Annotated in this window: 15 protein-coding genes; 1 reads left to right on the plus strand and 14 read right to left on the minus strand. The window is 50.9% G+C overall.

The features are described from left to right. Nucleotides 1-277: 277 nt before the first annotated feature. Together guaA and guaB are read right to left on the minus strand one after the other, a co-directional pair. Nucleotides 278-1,855, minus strand: coding sequence for a glutamine-hydrolyzing GMP synthase (gene guaA, locus FM042_RS05585; RefSeq protein ID WP_143235144.1), 1,578 nt, complete (start codon nucleotides 1,853-1,855; stop codon nucleotides 278-280). Between the two features lie 8 nt (nucleotides 1,856-1,863). Then, the gene (gene guaB / locus FM042_RS05590) at nucleotides 1,864-3,330 is read right to left on the minus strand and encodes an IMP dehydrogenase (protein ID WP_143235145.1); all 1,467 of its coding nucleotides are present in this window, start codon (nucleotides 3,328-3,330) and stop codon (nucleotides 1,864-1,866) included. 187 nt (nucleotides 3,331-3,517) lie between these two features. On the opposite strand from guaB, the gene xseA reads away from it, so the two are divergent. Further along, nucleotides 3,518-4,903: an exodeoxyribonuclease VII large subunit gene (gene xseA, locus FM042_RS05595; RefSeq protein ID WP_143235146.1), complete on the plus strand. Its 1,386-nt coding sequence runs from the start codon at nucleotides 3,518-3,520 to the stop codon at nucleotides 4,901-4,903. A gap of 23 nt (nucleotides 4,904-4,926) precedes the next feature. Here the strand turns inward: xseA and FM042_RS05600 are convergent, their stop codons facing one another. Genes FM042_RS05600 through gspD form a run of 12 tightly spaced genes read right to left on the minus strand, consistent with a single transcriptional unit; the run spans nucleotide 4,927 to nucleotide 16,278 of the window. Next, nucleotides 4,927-5,811 carry a mechanosensitive ion channel domain-containing protein gene (locus FM042_RS05600; protein WP_143235148.1) on the minus strand — a complete coding sequence of 295 codons (885 nt, stop codon included), beginning with the start codon at nucleotides 5,809-5,811 and terminating at the stop codon, nucleotides 4,927-4,929. Nucleotides 5,812-5,849: 38 nt separating this feature from the next. Beyond that, a complete protein-coding gene (locus FM042_RS05605) occupies nucleotides 5,850-6,611 on the minus strand; it encodes a type II secretion system protein N (protein ID WP_143235150.1) in 762 nt (253 codons plus the stop codon). A 52-nt stretch (nucleotides 6,612-6,663) separates the two neighbouring features. After that, nucleotides 6,664-7,215, minus strand: a complete 552-nt coding sequence (gene gspM / locus FM042_RS05610; protein ID WP_143235152.1) for a type II secretion system protein GspM — start codon at nucleotides 7,213-7,215, stop codon at nucleotides 6,664-6,666. Next, on the minus strand, nucleotides 7,212-8,405 hold the full coding sequence (gene gspL, locus FM042_RS05615) for a type II secretion system protein GspL (protein WP_185960712.1): 1,194 nt from the start codon (nucleotides 8,403-8,405) through the stop codon (nucleotides 7,212-7,214). Before gspL ends, gspM begins: the two co-directional genes overlap by 4 nt. Further along, nucleotides 8,398-9,390 (minus strand): type II secretion system minor pseudopilin GspK, encoded by a 993-nt coding sequence (gene gspK, locus FM042_RS05620; protein ID WP_143235156.1) that lies wholly within the window; start codon nucleotides 9,388-9,390, stop codon nucleotides 8,398-8,400. The genes gspL and gspK overlap by 8 nt, the downstream gene beginning before the upstream one ends. After that, nucleotides 9,387-10,013, minus strand: a complete 627-nt coding sequence (gene gspJ / locus FM042_RS05625; RefSeq protein ID WP_143235158.1) for a type II secretion system minor pseudopilin GspJ — start codon at nucleotides 10,011-10,013, stop codon at nucleotides 9,387-9,389. The genes gspK and gspJ overlap by 4 nt, the downstream gene beginning before the upstream one ends. Continuing rightward, nucleotides 10,013-10,384: a type II secretion system minor pseudopilin GspI gene (gene gspI, locus FM042_RS05630; protein ID WP_143235160.1), complete on the minus strand. Its 372-nt coding sequence runs from the start codon at nucleotides 10,382-10,384 to the stop codon at nucleotides 10,013-10,015. Before gspI ends, gspJ begins: the two co-directional genes overlap by 1 nt. Next, nucleotides 10,381-10,965, minus strand: a complete 585-nt coding sequence (locus FM042_RS05635; RefSeq protein WP_143235162.1) for a GspH/FimT family pseudopilin — start codon at nucleotides 10,963-10,965, stop codon at nucleotides 10,381-10,383. The genes gspI and FM042_RS05635 overlap by 4 nt, the downstream gene beginning before the upstream one ends. After that, a complete protein-coding gene (gene gspG / locus FM042_RS05640; RefSeq protein ID WP_143235164.1) occupies nucleotides 10,962-11,408 on the minus strand; it encodes a type II secretion system major pseudopilin GspG in 447 nt (148 codons plus the stop codon). The genes FM042_RS05635 and gspG overlap by 4 nt, the downstream gene beginning before the upstream one ends. A gap of 2 nt (nucleotides 11,409-11,410) precedes the next feature. Further along, complete coding sequence (gspF, locus tag FM042_RS05645; protein ID WP_143235167.1) at nucleotides 11,411-12,634, minus strand: type II secretion system inner membrane protein GspF; 1,224 nt, start codon at nucleotides 12,632-12,634, stop codon at nucleotides 11,411-11,413. A 3-nt stretch (nucleotides 12,635-12,637) separates the two neighbouring features. Beyond that, on the minus strand, nucleotides 12,638-14,182 hold the full coding sequence (gene gspE, locus FM042_RS05650; protein ID WP_143235170.1) for a type II secretion system ATPase GspE: 1,545 nt from the start codon (nucleotides 14,180-14,182) through the stop codon (nucleotides 12,638-12,640). Next, entirely contained in the window at nucleotides 14,182-16,278 is a 2,097-nt protein-coding gene (gene gspD / locus FM042_RS05655) for a type II secretion system secretin GspD (protein WP_143235173.1), read from the minus strand. The genes gspE and gspD overlap by 1 nt, the downstream gene beginning before the upstream one ends. Between the last annotated feature and the right edge of the window lie 7 nt (nucleotides 16,279-16,285).

The following is a 16,285-nucleotide window of genomic DNA, read 5'->3' on the forward strand; positions in this document are numbered from 1 at the left end:
ATCCCTATCCCACCCCCAGAGCCCCAACTTCGCAATAAAAAAGCCAACGCAAGTGCGTTGGCTACATAAAATCAATACTACAAGCGTGGGCAGAAACTCCGAGTTATAACGCAGCTAGTGGTGATGCCGGACAAGCCAGCTCACCCAGCCCCAGAAGCGCGGGCAGAAACCTCTAGGGCAAGGCATAATTGAAGCGATTGAGGGAGCGTACACGAAGTACGTGACCGATTGAGCTTTAATTATAACGCAGCCATAGAGGCTTTCTGACAAGCCAGCTCTACTCCCATTCGATGGTGGCTGGTGGCTTCCCGCTTATGTCATACACCACGCGGGAAATCCCATCGATCTCGTTAATAATCCGATTCGATACGCGCCCTAAGAGTTCATAAGGCAAGTGAGCCCAGTGAGCGGTCATAAAGTCGATGGTTTCCACGGCCCGCAACGAAACAACCCAATCGTATTTGCGCGCATCACCCATCACGCCAACCGAGCGAACAGGGAGAAATACGGCAAAGGCTTGACTGACTTTGTGGTACATGTCGGCTTTACGCAATTCTTCGATAAAAATCGCATCGGCGCGGCGTAACAAATCGCAGTACTCTTTTTTTACTTCGCCAAGTACCCGCACACCAAGGCCTGGGCCTGGGAATGGGTGGCGATAAAGCATGTCGTAAGGTAAGCCTAGCTCGAGGCCAATTTTGCGCACTTCATCTTTAAACAATTCGCGCAATGGCTCAACAAGACCCATTTTCATATCTGCAGGCAAGCCGCCGACATTGTGGTGGGACTTGATAACGTGGGCTTTACCGGTTTTTGAGCCAGCAGATTCGATGACGTCTGGGTAGATAGTGCCTTGTGCCAGCCAATCAACTTCGGTGAGCTTGTGGGCTTCTTCGTCGAAAACTTCGATAAACACGCGGCCGATGGCTTTGCGTTTCGCTTCTGGTTCATCGATACCGTGTAAAGCGGATAAGAAGCGCTCTTCGGCATCGACTTTAATGATGTTGAGTCCGTAATGATCACCGAACATTTCCATCACTTGTTCAGCTTCGTTCAGTCGCAACAAACCGTTATCCACGAATACGCAGGTGAGCTGTGGGCCAATGGCGCGGTGCAGCAACATGGCGGTCACCGATGAATCAACACCACCGGACAGGCCGAGTAATACTTTACCGGTGCCTACTTGCTCGCGAATGCGCTCAATGGCGTCTTCAATAATAGCGCCTGGGGTCCAGAGTCGCTCACACTGACAGATATCCAGCACAAAATGCTCGAGCATCCGCAAACCCTGGCGGGTGTGGGTCACTTCGGGGTGGAATTGCACACCGTAGAAACGTTTCTCTTCATTGGCCATGGCCGCATGAGGACAGGTTTCGGTACGGGCAACGGTAATAAAGCCTTCGGGAATTTCACTGACTTTATCACCATGGCTCATCCACACATCAAGTAGTGGCAAATTCTGTTCGCTGATGCCGTCTTCAATGTTTTTAAACAATGGACAATCGGCAATTTGTTCGACCCGCGCATAACCAAACTCACGCAGGTTGGAACCTTGTACGGCTCCACCTAATTGCGCGGCCATGGTTTGCATGCCGTAACAGACACCAAATACGGGTACGCCGGCTTCAAATACGTATTCTGGAGCGCGCGGTGAGTTGGCTTCAACCACGCTTTCAGGGCCGCCGGATAAGATAATGCCATCCGGGTTAAAGGCTTTAATATCGTCTGCATCGACGTCCCAGGCCCAAAGTTCACAGTACACGCCAATTTCACGAATACGCCGAGCAATCAGCTGGGTATATTGTGAACCGAAATCGAGAATGAGAATACGATGCTGATGAATATCTTGTGTCATGTCGGTGTTTAACCCATCCGGTAGTTAGGTGCTTCTTTGGTGATTTGCACGTCGTGTACATGCGATTCGCCCATACCTGCTGCAGTTACTTTAATGAACTGCGGTTTGGTGCGTAGGGTATCGATATCTGGCGAACCGGTAAGACCCATGGCAGAACGTAAGCCACCCATCTGCTGATGGATGATATTGGCAATCGGTCCTTTATAGGCAACGCGCCCTTCAATCCCTTCAGGAACCAGTTTTTCCGCTTGGTTTGACGCTTGGAAATATCGATCTGATGAACCATGACTCTGGTTCATGGCGCCGAGGGAGCCCATGCCGCGATACGATTTGTAATAGCGGCCTTGGTACAGTTCGACTTCGCCTGGTGACTCTTCGGTGCCTGCTAACATACTACCGACCATCACGCAGCTTGCGCCTGCAGCCAAGGCTTTGGCAATATCGCCTGAGAAGCGCACGCCACCGTCGGCAATAACGGGGATGTCGCGGCCTTCAAGGCCAGCAACTGCATTGGAAATCGCGGTAATCTGCGGCACGCCACAACCGGTAACAATACGTGTGGTACAAATAGAGCCTGGGCCGATGCCTACTTTCACCGCATCTACGCCGGCATCTGCCAGTGCCACCGCACCTTCTGCAGTCGCCACGTTACCGCCGATAATCTGAATATCTGGGAAGTGCTTGCGGGTCCAACGTACGCGCTCCAGTACCCCTTCTGAGTGACCATGGGAGGTATCGATAAGCACGACATCAACGCCGGCTTCTACCAAAGCAGCAATACGCTCTTCGGTACCCGCGCCCACGCCTACGGCGGCACCAACACGTAATCGGCCTTGATCGTCTTTACAGGCATTTGGCTTGTTCGCGGCTTTTTCAAAATCTTTCAGGGTGATCATACCCAGCAATTCATGCTTGTCGTTCACCACCAGTATTTTTTCGATACGGTGTTTGTGCATAAGGGCTAAAATTTCTTTGCTGGAGGTGTTCTCACGAACGGTGATCAAACGCTCTTCAGGCGTCATCACATCGGCAACATAGGTGTTACCTGACTCTTCGAAGCGGGTATCGCGACCTGTCACTATGCCCACTAAGCGGCCATTATCAACCACTGGGAAACCATGAAATCCGTGCTCTGCAGCAATGGCTTTGACTTGTTTTAAAGTGGTTTTCGACGTGACAGTGACCGGATCCGAGACAATACCGCTCTCGTATTTCTTCACGCGACGCACATGAGACGCTTGGTCACTAATACTCATGTTTTTGTGGATAAATCCCATGCCGCCTTCTTGCGCAAGGGCAATGGCGAGATCGGCTTCAGTCACGGTATCCATCGCAGCGGAAACCAAAGGGATGTTGAGCGTGATGCTTTTAGTTAATCGAGTATTTAGTTTCGCTGTATGCGGCAGCACAGTCGAGTGGCCTGGCAGGAGCAAAACGTCATCAAAGGTAAGGGCTTCTTGAGCAATTCGTAGCATGGCAACATCTCTCGCTAGAGGTGAATGACTGGATCAATGTTGCGGCGGTATTTTACTCATCTATGCCCTTCCAGTAAACTAAAATATTCGCTATCTGCATGCGTGGGTGTTTCTTCCCGCTTAGGCTCGCACGCATTTCATCATCTAGGTGCTCGGCTGCGTCCCACCTAAATTCAGGATATCGCACATGTTTTACGGCAATGATACGACCTCAGATGGCTCTCAGGAAAGTACGCGCAACGTTCTTACTGTTTCCGCGTTAAATCGTGCGGTTAGGCGCTTACTGGAAAGCAACTGGAGTTCCATCTGGTTGGTGGGGGAAATTTCTAATTTCTCCGCGCCGGGTTCAGGCCATTGGTATTTCACCTTAAAAGATGAACAAGCGCAGATCCGCGCGGCAATGTTTCGTGGCAATAATATGCGCGTGCGCTTACCGAATAATCAGCGTCCGGGAAATGGTATGCAGGTGATGGTGCGAGCCCGCATTAGTTTGTATGAGCCCCGAGGCGACTACCAACTTATCGTCGACCATCTGGAACCGGCCGGTGAAGGCCTGTTGCAGCAACAATACGAAGCCCTGAAGCGGCAATTGGCGGCAGAAGGCCTGTTTGCACCGGAACGAAAGAAACCCTTACCGGAGCGCATTCGAACACTGGGGGTGATTACTTCGCCGACCGGTGCGGCTATCCGTGACGTGCTCTCAGTGCTAAAACGCCGCGATCCCAATCTCAGAATTATTATCTACCCTGCTCAAGTGCAGGGCGCTGAAGCGGCCACACAGTTGCTACGGGCTTTGGCTACTGCGCAGCGTCGTAACGAAGTGGATGCCTTATTACTGACTCGCGGTGGTGGTTCCCTTGAAGATATGTGGTGCTTTAACGACGAAACCTTAGCCCGTGCCATTTCCGTGTGCCCGATTCCCACCATTAGTGCGGTGGGCCATGAAATCGATTTCACTATTGCTGATTTTGTGGCGGACGTTCGTGCTCCTACCCCTTCGGCGGCAGCAGAATTGGTAAGTCAGGATCAAGGGGAAGTGAAACGCCATTTAGCACTGATTGATCAACGGCTACAGCGGGCGTGGCAACACCAAGCACAGCGCCAGCAAGTGCAACTGCATCATTTAAGGCAACGTTTACAACCGTTAAATCCGCAACAACGTTTACATAGCCAAGCGCAACAATTGGATGACCTTAACCAACGCGCTCAGCGAGCGCTGCAGCGGGCACTCAAGCACAATAAACAGCGCTGGTTCAACGCTGCTGAACATGTGCAAAAAGGGCACCTACTCAAACAGATTCAAACCCAACAGGGGCTGCACAATCAAGGTATGAAACAAGTGCGGCAAGCATTGTTACATCAATTGCAAAAAGCTAACGCACGTTTTCATGCCTGCCAGCAGGCGCTCGGTATTGTCAGCCCTCTCAATACCTTACAACGGGGTTATACCATTACTTTTGCTGCAGATGGTTCGATTGTAAGGAAGGCAGAGGCCCTCAATCAGGGCGATGAACTGCGCACGCGCTTTGCCGAAGGGGAAGTCACCAGTACCGTAACCGCTATTAAAAAATAGCGATTACGGCATGGGGTGTTTGTTTAACTTTCTTTCTTATCATCGAGTTTATCGACGTGCTGCTGCACCACGCGAAGTTTGCCTGCGGCACCATCCGGGTGATGTAAATGTACATCCATTTGTGGGAATGGAATGCCAATGCCGTTCTCATCCAGCGCGTTCTTAATCCGCTCCATAGAGTCCCAGTACATGGGCCAATAATCGGCGCTTTTTACCCAGGGGCGCACAATGAAATCCACCGAGGAATCATTCAATGCTGTAACCGCTACCCGCGGTGCTGGATCTTCCAAAGTACGCTCGTCCGACGTAATGACGTCCATCAGCACTTCTTTGGTTTTCTTTAAATCGGCGCTGTAAGACACGCCAATCACCATATCCACTCGACGGGTCGGTTCCTCAGAAAAGTTAGTGATTTCGCTGCCAGTGATTTTCGAGTTTGGCACGATCACCAGTTTGTTATCTGGGGTTTTGAAAATCGTAGTAAATAACTCAATGCGCTGTACCGTCCCCGCGGTGCCACCTGCGTCGACATAATCGCCCGACTTGAACGGACGATAGATCATAATTAATACGCCCGAAGCGAAATTCGACAACGACCCCTGCAATGCCAAACCAATGGCTAAACCGGCAGCACCCAAAATGGCGATAAAGGACGTGGTTTGCACACCGACATGCGACAACGCCATCAGCAACGCCGCAATAATAATAATGGTGCGGATAATGCCGGCCATAAATGAAACAACGGCATTGTCGATATTGCTTTTATCCAGCCGGCGAACCAAGGTATTAGCCAGCGCACGGGCCAAGATAAAACCACCGATAATGATAACAAGTGCAACCACCACTTTACCGGCAAAGAAAAATATCGATTCTTGGTTTTCCGCAAACCAATCAAGAAGTTCTGTCATATGTCGTTCCTTCTGATTTTGAAATTTTTAAAGGGTGATTAAAGGCGAAAGTTAAAGTATCTGCGACCTTGTGCATCGGCCTCGCCCAACCATTGTAGTAAATCATTAATGCCACGTGGAGCACCCGGTTGCGGGGCAATACCGATACGTAACTCAGTACTCGTTGGCGCAACCGAACCGGTAACGCTGAGACCTAGCAGATTATCCGGCTCCATAAGTACATCAATACGGCCTTCACTGCATCCAAGGTTCACTTCATAGTCGCCTAAACTATCCCAACCTTGTGCCAAACGCGCTTGCAGCTGCACGCCGATGATACGTCCGTCAAACTGCTGACAAATCGGCTGGCCTAGCACAAACTCAGACACATTCGCAGTAAGTGCTCCGCGTAACGGAATAGGACTATCAAATGGCATTAGCCCCATTAACTCATCGAGTTCACCCGCCAAACGTAAGTTATGTATGGCAAGGGCACCGCCGGAAGTAACACTAATGCGCCCATTGCCTTGGAGTACATTGTCTTGACGCGCCGGAATATCAAGATCCGCGGTGACTCGCAAACGCAATAAATCCCATGCGCGTACGCGCCAACTCACATCATTAAGCGCCACGTTATCCACCCGCACTCGCGCGATCGTGCCATTCCAAATGGTGCCGGAAATACCACCGACAGCCACCTCCTGCGGGAGAGGTGCAAACCACAGTACAACCCGTGCTGGCATCAGCGCTAGCAAGGCCACGAGATAAATCCCTAGAAGCAACGGTATAAGGACACGCTTTCGTTTTAGTTGTTGCATCATGTACGACGACTCTTCCTTTTCTATCTGGCGTGGCTATCTCACCCCATCGTGTTTACTGGGCGCGTACCTGCAATCTGCGTACGCGTACAATCCCAACATCATTTGTTTCTGACGCATCTAGATTCTCGATGATCACGCCTCGCTCGACTAAGCGGGCGATAAGTATCACTAAGGCATCGAACTCAACTTCATTAAAGGTGAGAATAAGCGAGTCTTGTTGCGGTTGCACGCGAGATATTTCGATATCGAGTTCTGATGCTTGGGTATTGATAAATCCCGATAATTGATTCGCGGAAAGACTCGTTTGTTGGCGCTGATCAGTAGCCCGCGCCGCTTCAATTTGAGCCGCTCCGGTGGCAACCCGCTGAAACATGGTTTGCTGGCTTTGCAAACGTTGCTCCGCCACCGCCACTCGCGTTTGCAGCGGCATCCAAATAAAAAACCAAAGGATAAAGATTGCTAGAAACGCCGCCAACACTTGTAACATGCGTTGTTCACGCACCTGCAAGCGCTGCCAGCGTTGTTGCAACTGAGCCTGATACTTGGTGGTAAACGGCTGAATTTTCGCCCAAACAGGGGCGAAGGCATTGGTCACTGCTTTCATGAGCCGCTCCGTACTAAAATAGTGCCGTTAATTTGCCCTGCACGGCTAGTTAACTGCCCTTGATTCACATCGAGATTTTGCTCACGCGCTGCACGAGCAAAGCGTTCAAACATATCGAAATTCTCGCCGTTTGCTTGTAAGCGCAATTCGCCGCGACTGGCATCGTACTGCATCATCGTCAGTTGCAACGGAGCGGCCGTAAACGCTGGCTCCAGCTGTTGCAGCAGATGCAACACATTACCTGCCTGAGGCCCGCGTATGCTGCGAACGTGAGCGTCCATTTGACGCACCGGATCTTGCACGCGCGTTTCATTGGGGAAGGTCGCCAAATACAGGGCATTCGTTTGCTCAGACAGTGCACGTGTTTCCCGTTCCAGTTGCACCGCAGTGACCCACTGATTGGCTAGCAAAACGGCAAAGCATATCCCAGCCGCAATCGCCGGAAACTTAAATTTCTGCAATGAGAAGTTGGAGGCATGCTGAACACGATAGTTGCCTTGCAGCAAATTAATAGCGCCAGCTCGATTAAACTCTGCCGCTAACTCTAAGGGCAACGCAGGTCCTGCGTCTTCCACAGGTGCCGGCGCAGCCGCCCATTGGGTATCACCATAGGCACGAATTCGGATCGGTTCACCCATCACTTCGTCTGGTGCAAAATGCGGCAATAAATCCACATCTAGGGCCGTGCCTTGCCAAGCGCCTGTGCGTAATACCCACTCTGATCCAAACTGGGTCATCGCCCATTCTTGCTCAACGAAAGGGAGAAGATAAACATCCGGATAGAGCTCGTTCACTGTTAGTCCTGCAGTGGCCAACATATCCAACCACTGACTCATCTGTTCGTGCGCCACTACGGCCACAGGAATAGGATCATCCTTTAGCACGTTATCCGGCCACGCAAAATGCAGTGCCTCAATATCTTCAGCGAGCTCATCTTCAAGGGCAAAGGGAATAACCTGCCCGAGTTGACGACGTGACTTAACCGGCAGGTGTAACTGATGCATGCCCACGGCTAAGGTACTGGCAAAAGCCAATACATGGCGGTTTTTTGCCTTCTCAGCAAGCTCATTTAGATCCGCGATGAGTACCTCACCGCTGGCCAGTAGCTCCTTCTGAGCCAGGCTCCATATGAGCCAACTCACGGGCGCTTGTTGATCCGCTGGCAATCGAATTATTAATTGTTCACTCATCGCGTACATATCCTCCGCGCGACCGGTGCAAAATATGCACGTCGCCTCCGGCTACTAGCATCTGGCTAAAACCGTAATACTCAAGATCACCATATTGCACATGCGCCTGCAACTCAAAATACTTACTTTCTACGGTGAGCAATTCTAGTTCGCTCACGGTTTGGTCGTCCGACAGCAAGTTTTGAATTTCCGGCTGCTGACGTATCGCATCTACTGACTCAAAGCCCTCATCTGGCCGAGCACTTAACAACCCTTCCGCGGCATTCCGGTCGAGCTGTCCTCGAAAGAACGCTTGTACCAACTCTGGATGCTCCGCCTTCACTGTGTTCAGGTTCATTGAGAACTCCGTACTGGCCGGAATAACGCACACAAAGGGGCGTAATGTTTCGTACACTTCCTGCGTGTACCCAATAATTTGGCGCAGTTCAGAACGGTGGCTCAATAAGGTATTTGCGGCCTGATAAGGCTGCGGCATAGATTCATAATCGGGGTCTTCCGCCCCGAATGAATTGTGCAATTCTGAATCCTTATCCAACCAATCAATCAAAGTTGCGGTGAGTCGTTCACTGGTAAATTCATCAAATTCCAAGGCACTCAACAAACTTTGATATTGGTCCACCGCCACGCTAAAGCGCTGCTCATTACCTTCGCCATTAAATAAACTGTTCAAATTAAAGCAACTGTGCAAATCGCGGATACGCCCGCCAATGACACCACCTCGCACCGGGAAAGGCCCCTGCTCGGTTGCCCAGTTCTGACCTAAATGCGCCCGAAAATCAGCGGCCTCTAATTCGGCCGTTAGCACTTGCCGTGCTAATGCTTCCGCACTTAGCCAATGCCAATAGGCTTGCTCGGCAAAATCAGTGCCGGCGATGCGCGCAATTTGTAAGCGTAACCGCTCACTCATTTGCACTGCCATAACCGCGATCAACGCAATGATAAGCATCACCATAATAATGGCTGAACCTTGCTGTTTACGCATCATGGAATCTCCTCCGGTTTTACCCCAGAGGTCAATAACCAACGTTCAACCGTACCAAAATCTTCCAGCGTAATACGTACAATCACAATATCCGGTAGTGAGTGTGGTGTTTGCCAACGGTCGCTTTCATCCGCTTGGTGATAAAACAGCACCTCGAGGGACTCTACGCCAGTAAGCAGCTGCTGCACGGCCGTATCTCCACTGGTGTCGTCTACAAACGGGCGATGTAAGCGCTGCAGCACATTATCGCGAACCCGATACACCACGGGCTGTAATTCGCCTCGAGGAAGCATCATTCCAGGGTTACTCCAGCCAGCTCGCACAAAAGCAAGGCCACCGCTATCTGAGTCGGTTAAGTCACGACTATTGGTGACATAGTACTGGCGGCTTTCTTCCGGAACTGCCCGTACCGGTCTGATTACCATTTGCCGCACATCGCGATCCAGCATAAGGAAGGCAAATTGCAGTTCACTCAAGCGCTGGTGTCGCACTTCACTAATTTCTGACGACCGATTCATTTGAGTAAAAATGGTGGCAGACGCTAACCCGATAATCGCAAAGATAGAAATAGCGACCAACACTTCAATAAAAGTAAATCCTTGTGAGCGATTTGGCGAGTTCTGCATTAGCGTCGTCCCACAAATCCACTCACTTCAGCGACCACCGGACCATTGTCCGATAGACTGACGCGAATAGTCACTTCTTGCAGATCTTCCGTAACCGTTGCCACCACCTGTTGCTGCCAGTACCAAGTGCGGTTGGCCAGCTCCACTTGACCACTGGCTTCATCACGCGGCGGCCACGTGTTCCAACGCGCTTGCGCATGTACTTCCGCCATACGGTTACTCGCCACCAAGCTGGCAAAGTAACGGTCCTCCAGAATCGAGGCGCTGCGGGTGGTTTCACTGGCCAACTGAACAGCCGCCAGTGCGCCCACTGCAAACAAGGCCAGCGCCACCATAACTTCGATTAAAGTAAAGCCACGGGGGGTTCTCATTGCCACCCCTCCACTTCCTCTCGTTCAATTTGAATGCCGCTGCGCCCATCGATCACGAAACTACGTTCGTTTGGATCGTGGGCAGTAAAGCGCAACCGAAAGGGCACAAACTCAGTGCTTTCAAAAATTAATACGTTGGGCCGTGGAGGTTCTTCATCGTCACTTGACGCTCGCCGAACATCTCGGCCAAAAACGGTATCGCGCCCTTCGGTCATATTATCGAGGATTCGAAAATCGCCGGGTTCAAAATCTAAATCCACGTGCTCAGACACCCGCGTTTCAACAAGTGGTGGCTGCACTAATTCGACCCAGTTTTCATTATGCCAACGGTAGAAGGTGTACTTATCGTCTTTAAACTCAATGCCGTAGACATGGTTGCGTAACATCGCCTGTTCACGCGCATGATGCATTTGCAGCACAAACTTCTCGCTGGCATCTTGTGCGCTATCCGACAACACCCGTGTGGGGATGGTAAGAATGATATACATACTGGCCACACTCAAAATAACGATGAGCAGCATCACTTCGATTAGCGTGAAGCCGCTCGTGCGCTGAGCTTGAATGCGACCTGTGTGGTTCATTGCTGTTGCGGTCGATCGTGCATATTCCACGTGCCGATATCATCTTCGGTACCGGGTTGTCCGTCAGGCCCCATGCTGAAAATATCGTAACGACCATATTGGCCAGGGCTTAACAAGCGATAGTCGTTGCCCCATGGATCTGTCGGCAAACGACGGATATATCCGCCTTCCCGATAATTGCGCGGGCGCGGTTCCATTTGTGGTGGTACCACGAGGGCCTCAATTCCTTGTTCTGTCGTTGGGTAAACGCCGTTGTCCAAGCGGTACATTTCCATCGCATTTTCAAGAGCCGTGAGGTCGGAAATCGCCTTTTGCCGATCCGCCTGATCCCGCTGTGAAAACACTTGCGGCACCACTAGTGTGGCCAGAATTCCCAGAATCACCAACACAACCATGAGTTCGATCATGCTGAAACCTGATTGTCGTTTCTGCGTGAATATCATAATTACATACCTGCTAACTGATTAAGCGCCAATATCGGTAAGATAATGGCAAGTACAATAAAGAGCACCACGACTGCCATGACAACAATCAATAAGGGCTCAAAGATCTTCAAACTAATATTAACCGTGGCCGCAAATTCCGTATCTTGATTATCGGCACAACGGCGGAGCATTTGCTCCAGTTCTCCACTTTTTTCACCGGATGCAATCATATGCAGCATCATTGGTGGAAATAATTTACTTGGCCCCAGCGCCGCTCGTAAGCTGGTACCTTCGCGCACGCGATCCGCTGCATCTTCAACAACTTCGCGCATGCGCAGGTTACCCAACACCGACGCGGTAATGCGCAACCCTTCTAACAAGGGCACCGCCGAGGCTGTTAGAATGCTCAATGTGCGAGCAAATCGAGAGGTATTTACACTGCGCACAATGGTGCCAATAAATGGCATGTAAAGCAGACGTTTATCGACCTGATAGCGGAATTTTTCATTCTTGAGGAGGCGCAGCCACAGCATGAACGCCAGCGTGAGGCCTATCAATAGATACAAACCGTAGCTCTGTAACCATTCGCTCACACCGATAAGAATGCGCGTCACCAATGGCAGCTCTTGACCAATATCATCAAATTGTTCAATAACTTGCGGTACGACTACTGCCAGTAAAAAGCCGACGACACCCATGGCAACCAAGGTTAATACCAATGGATACACCGCCGCCTGAGTAATTTGACTCTTCAGAGCCTGCCGTTGTTCCGTATAATCGGCTAATCGATTGAGTACTTCGTCGAGATGCCCTGATTTTTCGCCCGATGCCACCATTGCGCAGTATAGGTCGTCGAATATCGCAGGGAAATCGCGCATACCTTCCGCCAAACTATAACCCTCAACGACTTTACTGCGCACAGACATCAGCATTCGCTTTAGTCGCGGACGATCGGTTTGCTCTGCCACAGCGAGCAATGCTTGTTCAATAGGAAGGGCGGCGGCCACTAATGTGGCTAATTGCCGGGTAATTAAGGCTAAATCGTGGGTACTCACACGGCGCTGAAATATGGATTTGCGCTGGGAGGAGATGCCTTTTTCTTGATCACCTGCTGACTCAACACTGACGGGGAACAATCCCTGCTCCCGCAACATTTGTCGAATCTGACGCTCGGTGTCGGCTTCCAGCACCCCTTGTTTTTTCCGACCTTGTTGATCTAAGGCCTCGTAAGAAAACGCTGGCATGGATTACTCCTCGCGGGTAACGCGTAAAACTTCCTCGAGCGTGGTATACCCCAGAAGAATCTTATCACGACCATCCTGACGGATGCCGGGATAATGTTTACGGGCATAGCGCTCGATGGCTTGTTCACCTTGGCCGTTATGAATTAACTCCCGAGTGGTCTCGTCGATTACCAACATTTCGTGAATCCCAGTACGGCCGCGATATCCAGTATGATTACACTTGGCACAGCCTTTGGGCCGATAGATGGTGGGCGCGGAGCTGGCATCCACCCCGAGCAGTTCACATTCTTCTGGCGTGGCAACATGGCTCTCGCGACAATCTTTACACAGAGTCCGCACCAAGCGCTGAGAGATGACCGCAAGCAAACTCGACGACAATAAGAAAGGCTCAATGCCCATATCTTCAAGTCGGGTAATCGCACCTGCGGCTGTGTTTGTATGCAAGGTTGACATCACTAAGTGTCCCGTCAACGATGCTTGTACGGCGATTTGTGCGGTTTCACCATCACGAATCTCCCCAACCATCACCACATCGGGATCTTGTCGCAGAATGGCGCGGAGGCCACGTGCAAAGGTCATATCCACGCGGGGGTTGACTTGCATCTGACCGACGCCTTCGAGCGCATACTCTATCGGGTCTTCGACAGTGAGAATATTGCGATCTTTGGTATTAATTTCAGAAAGACCTGCATACAGGGTTGTACTTTTACCCGAGCCGGTCGGTCCGGTCACCAATATGATGCCATGAGGTTTGTGGATCAGATTGGAGAAAATCTTGCGATTCTTATCGGTCATCCCGAGCTCGGTGAGATCCAAGCGCGCGTTGTTTTTATCCAATAAACGCAATACTGCGCGCTCACCATGGTTCGAAGGCATGGTCGACACCCGCACATCCACCGCACGGCCTGCAATAAGCAAGGAAATACGACCATCTTGCGGTAGTCGCTTCTCAGCAATATCTAGTTGCGCCATCACTTTAATACGCGAAACTAACAAGGACGCCAGCTTACGATTTGGGCGCAGAATTTCCCGCAACACGCCATCAATACGGAAACGAATAACAAGGTCTTTCTCAAAGGTTTCGATGTGAATGTCCGATGCCCCTTCTTTGATCGCCTCGCTTAACATGGCGTTGATCAATTTAATGATAGGCGCATCATCTTCACTATCGAGTAAGTCTTCAGTTTGCGGTAGCTCTTCGGCTAACGAGAACAGGTTCACCTCGTTGCCAATATCTTCCATGAGCTGCTTCGCTTCTGAGGAGTCGCGTTGATAGGCTTGGCTAAGCAGACGGTCAAATTCATGTTCGGAATGTGCCACAACCGCAAAAGCCTGCCCCAATAAACGGCGTACCTCGTGTAAGGTTTTCGGGCTCACTTTCTTGCGCGTATGCAGTGTGGGCTGATCGTTATCCCAAGTTAACACCACGCCAAAGCGGCGAGAAAAGCCATAGGGCAGACGCGCTAGCGCTTCCCCAGGCTCCGGCACTTGTGCCGCAACCGCTTGAATAGTCTGGGCTTCAGATTCGAGCTTTGTACTGTCGCTCATTAACGCCCTCCCGACTCCGCTTCTTTGCGAATGTCTTCCATATCACGGCGCCACTCATCCAAGAAACGACGGTATTCTGGCGGTAACGCGTCGTAATCATCCCAATCGGGAAGCACCGGCACGGTATCGCGCGAACGCAACGAAATGCCACGTTCCCGTTGCTCAAGCTGCTGAGCACGTAAATAACTGTATTTACGTTGGCTCAATTGCCCCATGCGCTCGTCGTCACGAATAATCGTCGGACGAATAAAAATCATTAGGTTACGCTTACGTGTGTTTACGCTGGTTGATTTGAACAAATGCCCTAAAATAGGGATATCGCCAAGAATCGGAACCTTGGACAAGCTTTCTTGCACATCTTCATCGATCAAACCACCGAGCACGATGGTTTCACCATCTCGCGCCAACACCGTGGTTTTTAACTCGCGCTTATTGAAGGTCACATCCACCGATGTTGCCCCTGCAATACTCGATACTTCTTGTTCGATCAGTAACTGAACCGCATCACCTTCGTTAATTTGTGGGGTGACACGTAAACGAATACCCACTTCACGACGGTCAATCGTTTGGAAAGGGTTGTCGTTGTTTGAACCAGCGGTCGCACCAGTAATAGTCGGTACTTCTTGTCCAACCAGAATCGATGCTTCTTGGTTATCTAGCGTAGTGATACTCGGTGCCGACAGAATATTCGAATTAGTCGTGGTTGCCACTGCTTGCACAACGGCCGCCCAACCATCTTGTACGGTACCAAATAATAAACCGTTAGCGTTGCCTAACAAGTTCGCCAATAACGAGTAATCACCCCGTTGATCCGGCTCCCGCGTCGTGAACTGGTTGCCTGCGTTATCTACCCGAGTTACTTCCGCACCAGGGCGTGTACGTGCGGCTTCTGCGGCAATACCAAGTGGCCCAATCGGCACTATATTACCGTTATTGTGCTGCATCATACCGAATTCTTCACTGGCCCATTGAATACCAAAGTTAATGCCATCTCCTTCGAACACTTCCACAATAATAGCTTCCACCAGAACTTGGGCGCGACGAATATCGAGCTGTCCGATAACGCTTTCAAGTGCGCGTAACACATCAGGTTGCGCGGTCACGACGATGGCATTAGTTGGGCTGTGGGCTTCAATACTCACTTCATTGCCCCGTCGGGTTGTTCGTGCAGCAGCCCCAGTGCCGGAACCAGAACCACTGGTGGTCGCGCGCTCTTCGGCAATAATGGTTTCGGTCATGCCCCGCAGCAACTGCACCATATCTTCTGCTTTGGCGTAACGCAGATAGAACACACGGGTGTTCCCGCTCGTTTGCATTTCTGTATCTAACTGACGCAGTAAGCGCGCCACGCGCTCACGGGCACGGGGATCACCGCTGATTAAAATACGATTGGTCCGCTCATCAGGTACAATTCGCGGAATCATCATTTCTGGAATGCCTGAGCCTTGCTGTTGAAACACACTTTGAGCAATACGAACCATTTCAGCCGCCGAGGCATGTTGTAACTGCACTACTTCTACGTCTTGGTCGCCTGCCCGGTCAACGTGCTGAATGATTTGCACGAGGCGGTTAATTAAGGAAGCGCGGCCACTCATCATAATCACATTCGATGGGTCGTAACTCATCACCGCACCACCACTCGCCTGATCGTTCAACTGACGCAGCAAAGGCGCAAGCTCTCGAACCGACACGTTGCGCAATGGTACAACGCGGGTTACCCACTCATCACCAGTAAACGAATCGTCATCGACCACAGGGACCGGTGCGGATTTCGCATCTCGATCGCGAATCACTTTTAAGGGGCCGTTGTCCATGCGGATCACCGCGTATCCGTAGACTTCCAGAACATTCAGAAAAAACTGATAATACTGTTCCCGATTCATCACGTCGTAACTACGCACGTTGATACGTCCGCGTACTTCGGGGTCGATAATAATCGTTTCTTCGAGGTTTCGACTCACCGCTTGAATAAATTCATTGATATCGGTGTTTTTAAAGCTCGCTGAGAATTCTTCTTGAGCGTGACTCGCGTGCATCGGCACTAAGGCCAAGCTGGCTGCAAAAGTCATTCCAATAATTTTTGTTAGCAAACGCATGATCGAT

It is taken from the genome of Aliidiomarina halalkaliphila (assembly GCF_007096385.1).
GTDB lineage: Bacteria > Pseudomonadota > Gammaproteobacteria > Enterobacterales > Alteromonadaceae > Aliidiomarina > Aliidiomarina halalkaliphila.